The organism is Corynebacterium sp. SA-MJD20WY100, from assembly GCF_039822565.1.
Taxonomy (GTDB): Bacteria; Actinomycetota; Actinomycetes; order Mycobacteriales; family Mycobacteriaceae; genus Corynebacterium; species Corynebacterium phoceense_A.
In genome coordinates, this window is record NZ_JBCJKS010000009.1 from 20,615 (window position 1) to 35,866 (window position 15,252).

Genomic DNA, 15,252 nt, shown 5'->3' on the forward strand with positions numbered 1-15,252 from the left:
CGGGTAGCCCGCCAGAGACTAGAACTCCGGCACGTTCCAGAGTCCGGAGGTGCCGCGGCGGTGTGAGCCGAGCAGGTGCGTGTCGACCATGCCCACGGCCTCCATAAGCGCGAAGCACGTCGTGGGCCCGACGAAGGTGAAGCCGGCCTTCTTCAGTGCGCGAGCCATGGCGCGTGATTCGGTGGACGTGGACGGTACCTCATCCGCGGTGCGGGGAGCGGGAGTCTCGTCTGGGCGGAAGGACCACAGGAGGTCCGGGAGCCCGCCTTCTTCGCGCAGCGCAACGGTGGCACGGGCGTTGGTGATCGCGGCCTCGATCTTGCGGCGGTTGCGGATGATGGCGGCATTATTCATGAGACGCTCGACGTCGTTCTCGTCGAAGGCGGCGACGGCGTCGGGGACGAAGTCCGCAAAAGCTTCGCGGAAGGCGGGACGCTTGTGGAGGACCGTGGCCCACGACAGCCCGGACTGGAAGCCCTCGAGGACGAGCCGTTCGAAGAGTCCGCGCTCGTCGTAGACGGGCATACCCCATTCCGTGTCGTAGTACTCCATGAGGACAGGATCCGTCGCGGCCCAGACGGGGCGGGCCAGGCCGTCGGTGCCCACGATGAGCGAGACCGGCGGCTCCGAGGCTGCGGTGGGGTAGTCGGACTCAGGGGCATCGGGGAACGGGGCGGCGGGACAATCGGGCACGGGGTGGAGGTGCGGACGGCGAGCGTCGGCGTCGGCGTCGAAGGCTGTGTCGTCAGCGGGGTCGTAAGCGGGGTCGAAGTCGGGGTGGTCGTTGTTGTGAGTCATGTAATCGTTCATGTTCCTATTGGACTGCGTGTGACGCCACAAGGTTCCCTGAGCGGTGTCGGGTCAGCGCGCGGCGTGGGCGGACTCGTGTTCGAGGAGCCAGCGCTTGGCAGCGTCGCCCCCGAGGTAGCGGCCGAGTTGGCCGTCGGAGCGCACCACACGATGGCAGGGCACGACGATGGGGTACGGGTTGGTGCGGCAGGCCGTGCCGGCGGCACGGGAGGCGCGGGCGTTGCCGGCGGCATCGGCAAGCTGGGCGTAGGTGCGGCGCTCGCCATAGGGGATAGCGGAAAGGTGCGCCTGGCAGTTGGCGTGGAAGCCCGCGCGAGCGGGCGCGAGCGGTAAATCGAAGTCCTGGCGGGTGCCTGCGAAGTATTCCTCGAGCTGACGGACGGCCTCCTCAAGCAGCGGCGTGCGGCAGCCCATGGCGCCTTCCGGCAGATAATCGTCGAAGCGGATATGGAGCAGGTGCTCCTCGTTCGCGATGAGCGTGAGCGGGCCAATCGGGGTGTCGAGTTGCATCCAGAACATCTGCGTCATGGGCACTCCTTTCGCGGCGGGGGTTACAGGTAGTCTAATCACCATGGATAAACCCGCCGTACGTGATGCCACACTCCTTGTCTTTCGTGCCCTACTGGGCATCATCTTTGTCGCGCACGGTGTGGACAAGATGTTCTTTACCGGCATGGACGCAACGGCCGCGCACTTTGGACAGTGGGGGATTATTCAGCCCACCCTGTCGGCGTGGCTCACGGCGATTATCGAGATGGTGTGTGGCGCGCTGCTCGTGGTCGGGCTGCTCACCACGGCTGCGGCGGGGGTGCTTGCTATCGTCATGGCGCTTGCGGGCTACTTCGTGCATCTGAGCCAGGGGCTCTTTGCCACAGACGGTGGCTTTGAGTACCCACTGGTGTTGGTAGGGTCATTGCTGATGATTGTCGTCTTTGGCGCGGGCCGCGCCAGCCTGGATGGAGTGTTGAGCCGTGTTGAAGCATGAGGACGTGCAGGCGGCGATCTCCGCGCGCCTGGACGGCGAGGCCTACGCGCTGGAGGATGACGTCATTGACGCCCACCTCGCGGGCTGCCCCGAGTGCGCCGCCTACGCGGAGAAGGTCTCGACGCTCGCAGGATTCTTAGGCGAGTCGGTGTCGGACGGCATGTCGCCGCCGCAGGATCTTTCGGAGGTTATCCTCGCTGGCGTGGAACCGGAGTGGCGTGCCGTCTCCGCCGCGCGGCAGACGGGCCTGGCAGTAGGCCGCGTGCTCATGGCGCTCATGGGCGTCATCTTCGTCGCGTGGGCCATCGCCGTGGTGGGAAGCTCCTCCGGCGTGGCGCAATGGACGGATGGCAGCACGCTCGATCCAGGAGCCGACCCGGATAAGGCGCGCCTGCTCATCGAGGCCGCCGCCCTGCGCTTTGGCCTGGGCATGGGCTTATTCTACTGCGTGTGGCGCCCCGCGTCCGCGCCGGGCGTGCTGCCCATCATAGGCACGATGTTCATGTTCCTGCTCGGTTTTGTGGTGCGCGACGTGGCGCTGGGCACACTGGATTCCAGCCAGGTCTACGCGCTGCTCTCACTGGCCGGGGCGATTGCCGCGTTGGTGACCACGTGGCTGGCTGACCGCGGCTATATGCTGCGTGCGCTATGGAAGCAGGCGGCGGCAGAGCCGGCGTAAAACGACTGTGGCCCGCGTTTTTCCGGATGGTGGGCGCGGGCCGTAGTCGTTGAGGGCTTACTGCCAGCTGGGCAGCCACATGATCGAATTGTAATACCAGTTCGGGATAGCGAAGCCATAGAGCAGGGGGCTGAAGACGGCGAAGAAAGCGACCACGGCGCACAGGTAGATGAGGACGCCCGCGGTGCCCCAGCGCAGCGTGCCGCCGCCAAGAGCGCGGAAGAAGCCGTTCTTCACGGGTTTGCCGGTGCCGGCTATCTGGCCCAGCGTGAGCGCCAGGAGGACGATGACGAAGGGGATAAACGTCGCGGCGTAGAAGAAGTACATCTGGCGGTCGAAGGCGGCGAGCCACGGCAGGAAGGCCGCGGCGAAGCCGACGAGCGGCAGCAGGAAGCGGCGGTCGCGGCGGATCACGAGTGACCACAGGCCCCAGAGCAGGACGGGGATGGTGAGCCACCAGATAATCGGCGTGCCGAAGAGGAAGAGCATCTGCTTGCAGTCTTGGCCGCCCAGGCACGTGGTATCCGTATTGGAGTAGTAGAGGATGGGGCGTGCAGCAACGAGCCATGCCCACGGCTTGGAATCCCACGGGTGGGAGTGGCCGGAGGACGAGGTCAGCGAGGCGTGGAACTCGAGGACGGACTGGTGGTAGTAGAACCATCCGGCGACGGGCTCTGGGAAATGTTGGAGGAAGGAGTCATCCGGGATGGTGCCGTCCACCTTGGCGTGGCGGTAGACGGAGGTCTCCGAGGCGAACCACGAGCGCCAGGACCACACGTAGACGAGCACCGGCACGAGCACGAGGGAGGCGAGCGCCGCGGGAGTATCACGCAGGAGCGTGCCCACCACGTAGCGGCGTACGCCGTAGCGGCGGCGCAGCGCGAGGTCCGTAAACACGCTGAGCAGGCCGAAGAACATGATGAAGTAGAGGCCAGACCACTTTACGGACAGGGCCAGGCCGAGCGCGACGCCCGCGGCAAAGCGCCACCAACGGAAACCAAAGCGCGGGCCGAAGTCCGAGTCGCCCATGCCGCCGGTGGCCCAGGCGGTGTGGAGGCGCACGCGCATCTGTTCGTGGTCGCGCGCGAGTAAGTAGGCGGCGAGGACGACGAAGAAGACCTGGAAAATATCGAGCATGCCGAACTTCGCGGTGACGAGCAGGACGCCGTCAAAAACCGCGATGAGACCTGCGAAGGTCGCGACCTTCCACGAACCGGAGAGCTCACGGGCCAGCTGCATGGTCAGTAGCACGACGCCCACGCCGAAGAGCGCTGCCATGAGTCGCCAGCCCAGCGGCGTGTAGCCAAAGACCATCTCTGCGAGCGCCGTGATCTGCTTGGCCAGCGGCGGGTGGACCACCAAGCCGTAGGCCGGGTTCGACTCGATACCGCCGATGAACAGGTTGTCCCAGCTGCGCACCATGTCATAGGCCTGCGGGACGTAGTGCTTCTCGTCAAAGACCGGGGTGCCGCCGGAGACCGGCGCGGTGAGCCCTGCGAAACGGGTGACGAGCGCCAGGAACGCCACGATGAGCGTCGAGTACGTGTCCGCCCGCGTCCACGGATAACGCCGGGGCGCAGGGATATCGCGCACTGCATGCGCGCCGTAGAGACGCGGGCGGCGGGTGCGCGAGGAAGACTTCGAAAGGGCAGCGGTACTCACAGTCCTAAGAGTCTAGGGGACACACGCCTAAGGCGGGGCTATAGGCTGGGGAGATATGAGCGCGAATTTCACTTTCCCGAACCTTGAACCGCTGCCCCGCGGGGTTGTCCTTGCCGCCACTCCGTTGGGCAATATCGGGGACGCGTCCGCGCGGCTTATGCAGGCGCTTGCCCAGGCAGACGTCATCGCGGCGGAGGACACGCGCCGCACGCGCAATCTCGCCGCGGCGCTCGGCGTGGAGATTACCGGCCAGGTCGTCTCCAACTTCGACCACAACGAGGCCGAGCGTGCCGCGGAGCTTATCGATGCCGCCCGCCGCGGCACCGTCCTCGTCGTCACGGACGCCGGTATGCCGCTCGTCTCCGATCCCGGCCATTCCATCGTCGCCGCTGCAGCGGAGGCCGGCGTTCCGGTGACCTGCCTGCCTGGCCCCTCAGCCGCGCCTACGGCCCTCGCCCTGTCCGGTCTCGGCGTCGGGCATTTCATTTTCGACGCCTTTGCCCCGCGCAAGCAGGGCGCGCGCCGGGCCTGGCTCGAGTCCCTGCGCACGGAGCCGCGCGCCGTCGTCTTCTTCGAGTCCCCGCACCGCCTCGCCGACACGCTTGCCGATGCCGCCTTCATCCTCGGACCCGAGCGTCGCGCCGCCGTGTGTCGCGAGCTCACCAAGACATACGAGGAGGTCAAGCGCGGCACGCTGGGCGAGCTCGCCGCGTGGGCCGTCGACCATGCGCGCGGCGAAATTACTGTCGTGCTCGATGGGGGAGGGCCCGAAGAGGTGAGCCTGGACGACCTCGTCGCACGCGTTACCGAGCTCGTCGCCGACGGGGTGCGCGCCAAGGACGCGTGCAAGCAGGCCGCGGCGGGCACCGCGGTGAGCAACCGCGAGCTCTATGATGCCTACCTCGCCAGCCGCGAAGGCTAGGCCCGCGGCGGCCACGAGCCACCTCGCGCGCGACACGATAGAAGCGAAATCCATAATCTAGCTCACAGTTTTATAGATTGTTGCCCAATCGTTATAGATATTTTTCGCCCTCTTCTATAAGTGCAGGTTGCGCCGAGAACTCCGCCTTAAATTCATGGTACAAACCCCTGTAATTTTCCTGGGAAATGCGATTATCGCAGGTCATGGCTGTGGTTTTTATTTGAAGTGTGTGTGAATTTGGCACACCCTGGTTCCTATGACTAATCGAGAGAACGAAATGAACCAGGGGGCTAGTTCCGCCGCATCTCGCGCGTCTGATGCGACGGGCGCTAGCGCGGCTGACACGCCGAACGATGCAATCTACCAAGGTCCTCTCGCAGCGGAAGACGCGCAAACGCTGCGCGAGGAGTCCCAGGCCTACGAAACGGTCGACGACAAGCTGGAGGCGCAGTCGGCGACGAGCCAGCTGCAGAATATGCTCGTCGAGTCTGACTTTGACCCGAATCAGGTGCCAGAGCAGCCCCGCGAGCTTGCCTCGGAGGCGAAGAATACGCCCATCGATTGGGGCATCGTCGGCATTGCGGGCGTGCTCGTCGCTGCCGTGGTGCTCTGGGGTCTGCTCGCCCCGGACAGCTTTGGCAATTTCGCGTCGAATGGCCTCAACTTCGTCGTGGGCGACTTCGGCTGGGCCTTCGTCCTCTTTGGCACCGTGTTTGTCATCTTCGTCGTCTGCATCGCATTTTCGAAGTTTGGCTCCATTAAACTCGGCGCGATCGACGAAGAGCCAGAATTCTCCACGCCCTCGTGGATTGCCATGATGTTCGCCGCCGGTATGGGCATTGGTCTGATGTTCTACGGCGCGTCCGAGCCGCTCAATTACTACAAGAACGGCGTGCCCGGCCATAACCCGAGCGAGGTTGGCTCGTCCATGGCGCACGCGCTGTTCCACTGGACCCTGCACCCGTGGGCCGTCTATGCCATCGTCGGTCTCGCCGTCGCCTACTCGACCTTCCGCATGGGTCGCAAGCAGCTCATCAGTCAGGCCTTCGTGCCGCTCATCGGCCAGAAGAGGGCCGACGGCTGGCTCGGTCGCGTCATCGATATCCTGTCCATCTTCGCGACGGTCTTCGGTACCGCCGCCTCGCTGGGTCTCGGCGCCATCCAGATTCGTGCCGGCCTGCAGGCCTCTGGCCTCATTGATAACCCGACGAACTCCGTCGTCATCGGCATCGTCCTCGTCCTCACCCTCGCCTTCCTGCTCTCGGCTATGTCCGGCGTGGGCAAGGGCATCCAGTACGTCTCCAACGCCAATATGGCACTCGCCGCGCTGCTCGCCATCTTCGTGTTCATCCTGGGCCCGACGGTGTCCATCCTCAACCTCATCCCGGGCTCCGTGGGCAACTACCTCCAGTATTTCACCGAGATGATCGGCCGCACCGCCGAGTCCAATAACGGCGAGGCCGCCGAGTGGCTGTCCTCGTGGACCATCTTCTACTGGTCCTGGTGGGTCTCCTGGTCGCCGTTCGTGGGCATGTTCCTGGCGCGCGTCTCCCGCGGCCGCTCCGTCCGCGAATTCTGCACCGGCGTGCTGCTCGTCCCCACCGGCATGTCTGTGGTGTGGTTCGCCATCTTCGGCGGCACCGCCATCCACCTCGAGCAGCAGGGCAACTCGATCTCCGGCGAGTCCTCCGAGGTCGAGCTGTTCAACCTGCTCCACACCATGCCGGGCGGCTTCATCGCCGGTATCGTCGCCGTGATCCTGCTCGCGACGTTCTTCATCACCTCGGCCGACTCTGCCTCGACCGTTATGGGTTCCATGTCGCAGAACGGCGCGACGGACGCCAAGCCGTGGCTGTCTGCCGCCTGGGGTGCGCTCACCGCCGCAGTGGGTCTCACGCTGCTGCTGTCGAACCCGGACTCCCTGTCCAACCTGCAGTCGATCACCATCGTCGTTGCCTCGCCATTCCTGCTCGTCGTCATCGGCCTCATGTTCGCCATCTACCGTGACTTGAGCACTGACGTCATCTACCTCGAGTACCGCGAGTCGCAGGCCTTCCAGCGCAAGCTCGCCCGCGAGCGCCGTCTCCACCGCGAGTACCAGCGCGCCGAGGCCCTCAAGGCCCGCCGCAACGAGCTGCTGCACCTGGGCCGCAAGAAGAAGTAGCTTCTTAAGGCTCCTCGCACGACCCCGTTCTCCCGCCCCACCTGGCCGCGGCGAGCGGGGTCGACGCGTTTTTCGGACGCGACGCGAAATACCTGCAGCCGGCGCGATAGAGTAGTGGGCATGACTGAACCTAAAGACCATGTTGTAGTCAACGTCGCCTGGCCGTACGCCAACGGCCCGCGCCATATCGGCCACGTTGCTGGCTTCGGCGTCCCCTCGGACGTCTTCGCGCGCTACCAGCGAATGCGCGGCGCGAACGTGCTCATGGTCTCCGGAACCGACGAACACGGCACCCCGCTTCTCGTCCAGGCGGACAAGGAAGGCGTGCACGTGCGCGACCTCGCGGACCGCTACAACCGGCAGATCGTCGAGGACCTTGCCGGTCTGGGCCTGTCCTACGATCTCTTTACGCGCACGGCGACGCGTAACCACTACTCCGTGGTTCAGGAGCTGTTCAAGGGCCTGTACAACAACGGCTACATGCTCAAGGAAACGACGCAGGGCGCCATCTCGCCGTCTACTGGCCGCACCCTGCCGGACCGCTACATCGAGGGTACGTGCCCCATCTGTGGCGCTACGGACGCCCGCGGCGACCAGTGCGATAACTGCGGCAACCAGCTCGATCCCGTCGACCTTATCAACCCGGTCTCCAAGATCAACGGCGAGACGCCACAGTTCATTGAGACCGAGCACTTCCTGCTCGACCTGCCCGCCGTCAAGGACGCGCTCGAGGCATGGCTGAAGACCCGCGAGGACTGGCGCCCGAACGTCCTCAAGTTCTCCCTCAACCTGCTCGGCGACATGCGCCCGCGCACGATGACGCGCGACATCGACTGGGGCATCCCGATCCCGGTCGAGGGCTGGCAGGACAACAACGCGAAGAAGCTCTACGTGTGGTTCGACGCCGTCGTGGGCTACCTCTCAGCCTCTATTGAGTGGGCCTACCGCACCGGCAACCCGGACGCGTGGAAGGACTTCTGGCAGAACCCGAACGCCCGCCATTACTACTTCATGGGCAAGGACAACATCACCTTCCACTCCCAGATCTGGCCAGCCGAGCTCCTCGGCTACGCCGGCAAGGGCTCCAAGGGCGGCGAGTCGGGCGTATTCGGCGAGCTGGATCTGCCCACCGAGGTCGTCTCGTCTGAGTACCTCACCATGTCTGGCTCCAAGTTCTCCTCGTCCAAGGGCGTGGTCATCTACGTCAAGGACTTCCTCAAGGAGTTCGGCCCGGATCCGCTGCGCTACTTCATTGCGGTCGCCGGCCCGGAGAACAACGACACGGACTTCACGTGGGACGAATTCGTCCGCCGCATCAACAACGAGCTCGCCAACGGTTGGGGCAATCTTGTCAACCGCACCGTCTCGATGGCGCACAAGAACTTCGGCGAGGTCCCCGTCCCCGCGGCGCTCGAGCCCGCGGACGAGAAGGTCCTGAAGCTCGCCGAGGACACTTTTGCCACCGCTGGCGAGGCACTGAGCCATTCGCGATTCAAGCAAGCCATGACCGCCATCATGCACGTCGTCGGCGAGGCCAACGCGTATATCGCAGAGATGGAGCCGTGGAAGCTCGCCAAGGATGAGACCCAGCGCGAGCGCCTGGCCACCGTCCTGTGGACCGCGCTCCAGGTCGTCTCCGACTGCAACGTCATGCTCACCCCGTTCCTGCCGTTTACCGCGCAGAAGGTCCACGAGACCCTCGGTCGCACCGGCGTCTGGGCCGCCGCGCCGGAGGTCCGCGAAGTCACCGACGATCAACCCGTCGAGCTGGTGGGTGTGGGCCTGCCGCCGGAGGGCCACCCGTACCCTGTCATCACGGGCGACTACACGGCGCAGCAGGCCGTGTGGAAGCGCGTTGACGTTAAGCCGGGCACCGTGCTGGAGAAGCCGAAGCCGCTCATCGCGAAGCTTGACCCGGAGCTGGGCGAGACCGGCCCGGAGTGGGCGCCGGTCCAGAAGCAGGACTAAAAGTGAACTAGGCGAAGGGCACCAGTCGAGATTGTTCTCGGCTGGTGCCCTTCTTCTGGTCTACTTCTGCGCGCCGGAAGCATTAGGAACGGTCGAAGTCGCGCTGCAGGTGCACCAGCCCCAGCCGTTTGTCGCCCTTGGTGTGGATATTGGGCATGCGCCCGGTCTCCTCGAAGCCGAACTTCATGTGCAGCGCGATGGACCCGTAGTTCTCGTCCACGATGTAGGTAATCATCGTGCGCACGTAGTCATTACCCTCAGCGTGCTCTATGAGAGCCTCCATGAGCGCAGAACCCACGCCCTTGCCCTGGGCCTCCGGCGCGATGTAGATGGAGTCCTCCGCCGTGCCGTAGTAGATGGCAGGCGTGACGAACTGGAAGTACGCCGCCCAGCCGAGGACCTCGCCGTCCTCCTCGGCGACGAAGACGGGGTAGCCCTGCGCCTCGAGGTCCTTCAACCAGTTCTCGCGGTCCTCGACGGATTCCTGCCACGTCACGAGATTGAGCGCCGGCTGTGCGGACGCCCAGTTGTAGATGGCGGAGAGGGAGGGGGCATCGGCAAGCTGGGCTGGGCGGATGAGCATGGGGACTCCTTAGAGGATGAGCTGGAGGGTGTGGAGGTCAAGCCAGGCTTCGAACTTGCGGGTGACTTCGCGCAGGGTGCCGGTGAGGACGAAACCGAACTTCTCATGTAAGGCTACCGAGGTTGCGTTGTTGGCGGTAATCCGTGCCACCAAGGTATGCACGCGCTCGTCGGCGCGGGCGGCCTCGATAAGAGCCCCGAGGAGCGCCGTGCCCACCCCGCGTCCGTGCGCGGCGGGGGAGACGTAGATGGTGTCCTCATGGGACCCAATCCAGATGGCCGGGTCGCCGAAAGGCTTGTAGTACGCGAAGCCGAGGACCTTACCGTCCTCCTCGGCGACGAGCTGCGTGCCCGTGGCCGCGACGTGGTCGAAGAATTCCTCGCGCTCCGCTACGCTTGCCGGAAACGCGCGGAAGATGGCGTCTGTCTCTGCGATGGCCCAGTTGAGGATGTCTGTCATCGCCGGGACGTCGGCGCGGGTGGCAACACGAATCTGCATGGTGGTTAAGACTACGCTGGGGGACCATGTCTAAGAAGAAGCCCCGCCCCACGCCCGTTTCCGTCCCTGGCCTCACCGGTCTCTTCGACGCGCATACGCATCTCTACTCGCATCAGGATGCCGACGCGGACCTCGTCGCCCGCGCCGCTTCCGCGGGTGTTGCGCGCATGGTCACGGTGGGCGATGACCTCGCCGAGTCCCGCGCGGCTCTCGCCACAGCCCAGTCCTTCGATAACGTCTGGGCCGCCTGCGCCGTCCACCCCGTGCGCGCCGCGGAGCTTTCCGATGCCGCCCGCTGCGAACTCGCCGCTTTGGTCGCCGACCCGAAGTGCGTGGCCGTGGGGGAGACCGGACTCGATAAGTATTGGATTGAGCACGAGCCGGAGAAGACCGCTTCGTTGGAGGTCCAGGAGGAGGCGCTGCGCTGGCACGCGCAGCTGGCGGCGGACGCGGGAAAGACGCTTATGATCCACAACCGCGAGGCCGACGCCGATGTGATGCGTATCCTCGACGACTGCCCTTCTTCGCCCCACGTGATGCTCCACTGTTTCTCCTCGCCGCTGTCTGTGGCGCGCGAGGCGCTCGACCGCGGGTATGTGCTGTCCTTTGCGGGCAACGTGACGTTTAAGCGCAACGAGGAACTGCGTGCCGCCGCTGCCCTGGCACCGGCGGGCCAGCTGCTCATGGAAACCGACGCGCCCTACATGACGCCGGAGCCTTTTCGCGGCCAGCGTAACGAGCCGTCGCTTATCGGCCACACGTGGCAGTGCGTCGCCGACGTGCGCGGCGTGTCTGTGGACCAGCTTGCCGAGGAACTCAACGCGACGTTCGACGCGGTGTTCCTTAACCAATAATCGACTGCGCGATGAGCGCGATCGCGGCCGTCACGGCGACGACGAGGACGATTCGGTTGAGCATCGCCGTGTCGATAAACCGGTTGAGGTGCCGCGCGACGAAGAGCCCCACGAAAGCCACCGGGAGGTAGGCCAGCGCCGTGGTGAGCTGCAGCTGCGAAATCTGTCCCGCGGTGCCCAGCGTGACAAGCGAGATGATGCAGCCGATGACGAACGTGCCCGAGAGCGTGCCGCGCACGCGCGCCGGGTCAAAGTCTTTGAGGATGAGCGCCATGGGCGGACCACCGATGGACGTCGAGGTGCCGAGGAATCCGGAGGCCACGCCCGCGGCCAGAGTGTTGGGCGTGTTGTGCTTGGGCGTCCAGCCCAAACCGGAGAGCGTCATGGCCAGCAGCACGGCGCAACCAATGACGATGCCCAGCCCGCGGTGGGAAAGCGCCGCTACAGCCCACGCGCCCAGCAGTGAGCCGGGCACGCGCGCCGCGCTCGAGAGCGCCACGATGCGCCACGCGATGGCTGCGCGGTGCTGCCACGCTGTCACCGACGCGATACACAGCGCGAGCACGAGGATGACAGCGGGGACGAGCTCCGGGGCGACCATCGCGATGATCGGCGTGGCAATCGTTCCCAACCCAAAGCCGATCGTGCCCTGGCAGAGGGTGCCGACGAAGATGAGGACTCCCAACGCGATGTAGACGGTCATGCCCCGCGGCTCCCTTCATTCTGTCCTGAAACGGCGACCCGTCCACTCTAAACTCCGCCGCGCTGTGACCTTTCCGTGGCCCAAGCTCTCGTGCGCACGTCCCGCAGCCCTGGAAAGTGATCGGACTCACATGCGTATTCGTGCAGGTCAACCGATCTGCCTGTGGTGCGTGTGACAGGCGAGCTGCGCGTTTCCGGTGTGGCGAAATCCATATCGACTGCTCCGTGCTGTTACCGTATTGTTATTCATCGTTCGCCTGAGCGTCATTCGTTGTGCGCGCCGCGTCCCCGCGGTGCCGTTCGACTCCCAGGCCGCGGCAGGGCCAAGATGTGGCTCGCTGCTCACAATAAAAGAGACGAAGAGAGATACATGTCTACCTCGAATCAGATCAAGCGTATTAACAACACTCGCTCCATGCCGCTGCGTCTGGCCACCGGCGGCGTGCTGGGCACCCTCGCCGTCGGCGGCGTCGTCGCAGCCACCGCGCACAAGGACATCACCGTGGACGTCAACGGTGAGACCATGCAGCTCGCGACTTTCTCCACCGACGTCAAGGGAGCCCTCGAGGCCGCCGGCGTGCAGGTCGGCGCAGATGACTTCGTCTCCGCCAACCCGGATGACGTCCTCACCTCTGGCGAGACCATCACAGTCCGCACCTCCAAGCCCGTCGCCGTGACCGTCGACGGTGTGGAAAAGCAGCTCTCTTCCACCGCGCTGACCGTCCAGGACCTCCTGGGCGACATGGGTGATATCGCGCCGGGCGCAGCCGTTAAGGCCGCTGGCGTGGATATGGACGGCGACGCCACCGTCACCGACGGCATGAAGCTCGAGGTTGTCTCCCCGAAGATCATCCAGGTCAACGACGGCGGCAAGGTCACCTACACCTCCATCGCCGCGAAGACCGTGCGCGACGTCATCGAGGCCCGCGGCATCGACGTCGACGAGGACGACCGCGTTACCCCGTCCATGGACACCCCCGTCACCGAGGGCATGACCATCAAGGTCGACCAAGTCTCCACGACGGATTACGACGCAACCGAGTCCTTCGACGCCGAGCCGACCTACGTCGACGACCCGGAGCTCGAGCAGGGCACCGAAGAGGTCCGCGTCGAGGGTACCCCGGGCGAGCGCACCGTAACCCGCCGCCTCATCATGGTCAACGGCGCTAAGGAGTCCAACGAGATTATCAACTCCAAGGAGACCCGCCCGGCCTCTCCGGCTACTATCGCGCGCGGCACCAAGGAACCCGCAGCCGCCCCGGCCGTGGCCGACGGCTCCGTGTGGGACACCATCGCGCAGTGCGAGTCCACGGGCAACTGGTCCATCAACACCGGAAACGGCTTCTCCGGCGGCCTCCAGTTCACGGATTCCACGTGGCAGGCCTTCGGTGGCGGCGAGTACGCTGCCCAGGCCTGGCAGGCTTCTCGCGAACAGCAGATTGCTGTCGCCCAGAAGGTTCAGGCAGCACAAGGCTGGGGCGCATGGCCTGCCTGCACCGCCAAGCTCGGCATCGGCTAAAACTTCCCGCAAGCCCGCACCTCGGTGCGGGCTTTGCGCATTCTTGCGGCTACCCTAGAAGACATGACTGAAGCGAAAGCGGCCCTGCTCGGCCCCGTGGAAATCCGTGAGCTCGCGGCGCGTCTCGACGTGACTCCCACCAAGAAGCTTGGGCAGAACTTCCTCCACGACCCGAACACCATCCGGCGCATCGTCGCCGCCGCGGACCTCGACCGCAGCGACCGCGTCGTCGAGGTCGGCCCCGGCCTAGGCTCGCTCACCCTCGGCCTCCTCGAGGCCGCCGACGATGTCACCGCCGTCGAAATCGATCCGCGCCTCGCCGCGCAGCTTCCGCACACCGTCGCCGAGCGCGCCCCTGAGCTCGCCGGCAACCTGAAGCTCGTCGAAAAAGACGCCCTCCGCGTCACCGCTTCAGATGTGGGCGAGCCCACCGCGCTCGTCGCTAACCTGCCGTACAACGTGTCGGTGCCCGTCTTGCTGCATTTCCTCGAGACGTTCCCCTCCATCCGCCGCGTCCTTGTCATGGTCCAGCTCGAGGTCGCCGAGCGCCTCGCCGCCCAGCCCGGCTCCAAGGTCTACGGCGTGCCCTCCGTCAAGGCCGCCTTCTACGGCCCCGTCCACCAAGCTGGCACGATTGGCAAGAACGTCTTCTGGCCCGCGCCCAATATCGAGTCCGGCCTCGTGCGCATCGATTGCTTTGCCGATGCCCCCTGGCCCATCACCGACGCCTCCCGCGCGGCCGTCTTCCCGCTTGTCGATGCCGCCTTCGCGCAACGCCGCAAGACCCTCCGCGCCGCACTCTCCGGCCACTACGGCTCCGGCGCCGCCGCCGAGGAAGCCCTCGTCGCCGCGGGCATCGATCCCAAGCTGCGCGGCGAGAAACTTGGCGTCGCCGACTTCGTGCGCCTGGCAGGTGTCGCATAATGGGCCAGATTTTCCGCGCCCGCGCGCATTCCAAGGTCAACCTCCACCTCGGCGTCGCCCAGGTCCGCGGCGACGGCTACCACGAGCTCTCCACGGTCTTCCAGTCGCTCGACATCCACGACGACCTCACTCTCGAGCTGCTCGACGACCCCACCGCCGCGCCGATTACCATCACGGTGGACGGCCCCTACGCCGCAGGCGTGCCCACGGACTCCTCCAACTTGGTGTGGCGCGCCGTCGAACTCGTCGCGCGCCGTCACCCGCCCGTCGCGCTGCACGTGCGCAAGGGCATCCCCGCCGCGGGCGGAATGGCAGGCGGGTCTGCCGATGCCGCCGCAGCCCTCCGCCTTGCCAACGCCGCCTTCGCCGCGGGGCTCAGCGACGACGAGCTTATGAAACTCGCCGCCCAGCTCGGCTCCGACGTCCCCTTCACGCTCATGGGCGGCACGGCACTCGGCACCGGCCGCGGCGAGGAACTCGTACCCATGATGGCGCGCGGAAGCTACACCTGGGCGATCATCACCAACCGCGAGGGCCTGTCCACGCCCGTCGTCTTCGACAAAATGGACGAGCTGCGCGCGAAGAACCGCGTCGGCGAACCGCGCATGGATACCACCGCCGTGGGCCAGGCCCTCATCAGCGGCGATCCGCAGCAGCTCGCCCGCACGCTCGCTAACGACCTCCAACCCGCCGCTCTCTCCCTGCGCCCTGACCTACGGAAGATCCTCGAATCCGGCGAGAACGCCGGCGCCCTCGCCGGCATCGTCTCCGGCTCCGGCCCCACGTGCGCGTTCCTCTGCGAGGATGACGCCCAAGCACAGCACGTCATCGCCGAGGTCACCGCGGACAACCCGGGCACCCGCGGCCACATCGGCCACGCGCCCGCGCCCGGCGCCGAGCTCCTCGACTAATCCCGCGGTGTCGATGCCGTCCCGAATACGCCGAACGGCCCGCGCACTGAGCGCGGGCCGCAGGACGGGGG

15 protein-coding genes are annotated in these 15,252 nt (G+C 65.8%); 9 read left to right on the forward strand and 6 right to left on the reverse strand.

Annotated elements, in window-relative coordinates; all coding sequences use genetic code 11:
* Positions 1 to 18: 18 nt before the first annotated feature.
* Together ABJ196_RS06460 and ABJ196_RS06465 are read right to left on the reverse strand one after the other, a co-directional pair.
* Complete coding sequence (locus ABJ196_RS06460; protein WP_257045571.1) at positions 19 to 609, reverse strand: DNA-3-methyladenine glycosylase I; 591 nt, start codon at positions 607 to 609, stop codon at positions 19 to 21.
* Positions 610 to 861: 252 nt separating this feature from the next.
* A complete protein-coding gene (locus ABJ196_RS06465) occupies positions 862 to 1,338 on the reverse strand; it encodes a methylated-DNA--[protein]-cysteine S-methyltransferase (RefSeq protein ID WP_347305713.1) in 477 nt (158 codons plus the stop codon).
* A gap of 43 nt (positions 1,339 to 1,381) precedes the next feature.
* On the opposite strand from ABJ196_RS06465, the gene ABJ196_RS06470 reads away from it, so the two are divergent.
* Together ABJ196_RS06470 and ABJ196_RS06475 are read left to right on the forward strand one after the other, a co-directional pair.
* On the forward strand, positions 1,382 to 1,795 hold the full coding sequence (locus ABJ196_RS06470) for a DoxX family protein (protein WP_347305714.1): 414 nt from the start codon (positions 1,382 to 1,384) through the stop codon (positions 1,793 to 1,795).
* Positions 1,782 to 2,474 carry a zf-HC2 domain-containing protein gene (locus tag ABJ196_RS06475; RefSeq protein ID WP_347305715.1) on the forward strand — a complete coding sequence of 231 codons (693 nt, stop codon included), beginning with the start codon at positions 1,782 to 1,784 and terminating at the stop codon, positions 2,472 to 2,474. Before ABJ196_RS06470 ends, ABJ196_RS06475 begins: the two co-directional genes overlap by 14 nt.
* Before the next feature lie 57 nt (positions 2,475 to 2,531).
* Here ABJ196_RS06475 and ABJ196_RS06480 read toward each other — a convergent pair whose 3' ends face one another.
* Positions 2,532 to 4,067, reverse strand: a complete 1,536-nt coding sequence (locus tag ABJ196_RS06480) for a phospholipid carrier-dependent glycosyltransferase (RefSeq protein ID WP_347305774.1) — start codon at positions 4,065 to 4,067, stop codon at positions 2,532 to 2,534.
* Positions 4,068 to 4,191: 124 nt separating this feature from the next.
* Here ABJ196_RS06480 and rsmI point away from each other — a divergent pair, with 124 nt between their 5' ends.
* The 3 genes from rsmI to metG all read left to right on the forward strand — a co-directional run bounded on the left by rsmI (position 4,192) and on the right by metG (position 9,190).
* Positions 4,192 to 5,058, forward strand: coding sequence for a 16S rRNA (cytidine(1402)-2'-O)-methyltransferase (rsmI, locus tag ABJ196_RS06485; protein ID WP_347305716.1), 867 nt, complete (start codon positions 4,192 to 4,194; stop codon positions 5,056 to 5,058).
* Positions 5,059 to 5,533: 475 nt separating this feature from the next.
* Positions 5,534 to 7,222, forward strand: a complete 1,689-nt coding sequence (locus tag ABJ196_RS06490; protein ID WP_347305775.1) for a BCCT family transporter — start codon at positions 5,534 to 5,536, stop codon at positions 7,220 to 7,222.
* Positions 7,223 to 7,342: 120 nt separating this feature from the next.
* Positions 7,343 to 9,190, forward strand: coding sequence for a methionine--tRNA ligase (gene metG / locus ABJ196_RS06495; protein WP_347305717.1), 1,848 nt, complete (start codon positions 7,343 to 7,345; stop codon positions 9,188 to 9,190).
* Between the two features lie 82 nt (positions 9,191 to 9,272).
* Here the strand turns inward: metG and ABJ196_RS06500 are convergent, their stop codons facing one another.
* Together ABJ196_RS06500 and ABJ196_RS06505 are read right to left on the reverse strand one after the other, a co-directional pair.
* On the reverse strand, positions 9,273 to 9,773 hold the full coding sequence (locus ABJ196_RS06500) for an N-acetyltransferase family protein (RefSeq protein ID WP_347305718.1): 501 nt from the start codon (positions 9,771 to 9,773) through the stop codon (positions 9,273 to 9,275).
* Between the two features lie 9 nt (positions 9,774 to 9,782).
* A complete protein-coding gene (locus ABJ196_RS06505; RefSeq protein ID WP_347305719.1) occupies positions 9,783 to 10,271 on the reverse strand; it encodes an N-acetyltransferase family protein in 489 nt (162 codons plus the stop codon).
* Between the two features lie 26 nt (positions 10,272 to 10,297).
* On the opposite strand from ABJ196_RS06505, the gene ABJ196_RS06510 reads away from it, so the two are divergent.
* Positions 10,298 to 11,125, forward strand: a complete 828-nt coding sequence (locus tag ABJ196_RS06510; protein ID WP_347305720.1) for a TatD family hydrolase — start codon at positions 10,298 to 10,300, stop codon at positions 11,123 to 11,125.
* Here ABJ196_RS06510 and ABJ196_RS06515 read toward each other — a convergent pair.
* Positions 11,115 to 11,828: a sulfite exporter TauE/SafE family protein gene (locus tag ABJ196_RS06515; RefSeq protein WP_347305721.1), complete on the reverse strand. Its 714-nt coding sequence runs from the start codon at positions 11,826 to 11,828 to the stop codon at positions 11,115 to 11,117. The genes ABJ196_RS06510 and ABJ196_RS06515 overlap by 11 nt on opposite strands.
* Before the next feature lie 369 nt (positions 11,829 to 12,197).
* Between ABJ196_RS06515 and ABJ196_RS06520 the strand changes: the two genes are divergently transcribed.
* From ABJ196_RS06520 to ABJ196_RS06530, 3 genes are all read left to right on the forward strand, one after another.
* Positions 12,198 to 13,346 carry a transglycosylase family protein gene (locus ABJ196_RS06520; RefSeq protein ID WP_347305722.1) on the forward strand — a complete coding sequence of 383 codons (1,149 nt, stop codon included), beginning with the start codon at positions 12,198 to 12,200 and terminating at the stop codon, positions 13,344 to 13,346.
* Positions 13,347 to 13,409: 63 nt separating this feature from the next.
* Positions 13,410 to 14,270, forward strand: a complete 861-nt coding sequence (gene rsmA, locus ABJ196_RS06525) for a 16S rRNA (adenine(1518)-N(6)/adenine(1519)-N(6))-dimethyltransferase RsmA (RefSeq protein WP_347305723.1) — start codon at positions 13,410 to 13,412, stop codon at positions 14,268 to 14,270.
* Positions 14,270 to 15,181: a 4-(cytidine 5'-diphospho)-2-C-methyl-D-erythritol kinase gene (locus ABJ196_RS06530; protein ID WP_347305724.1), complete on the forward strand. Its 912-nt coding sequence runs from the start codon at positions 14,270 to 14,272 to the stop codon at positions 15,179 to 15,181. Before rsmA ends, ABJ196_RS06530 begins: the two co-directional genes overlap by 1 nt.
* The last annotated feature ends 71 nt before the right edge of the window (positions 15,182 to 15,252 follow it).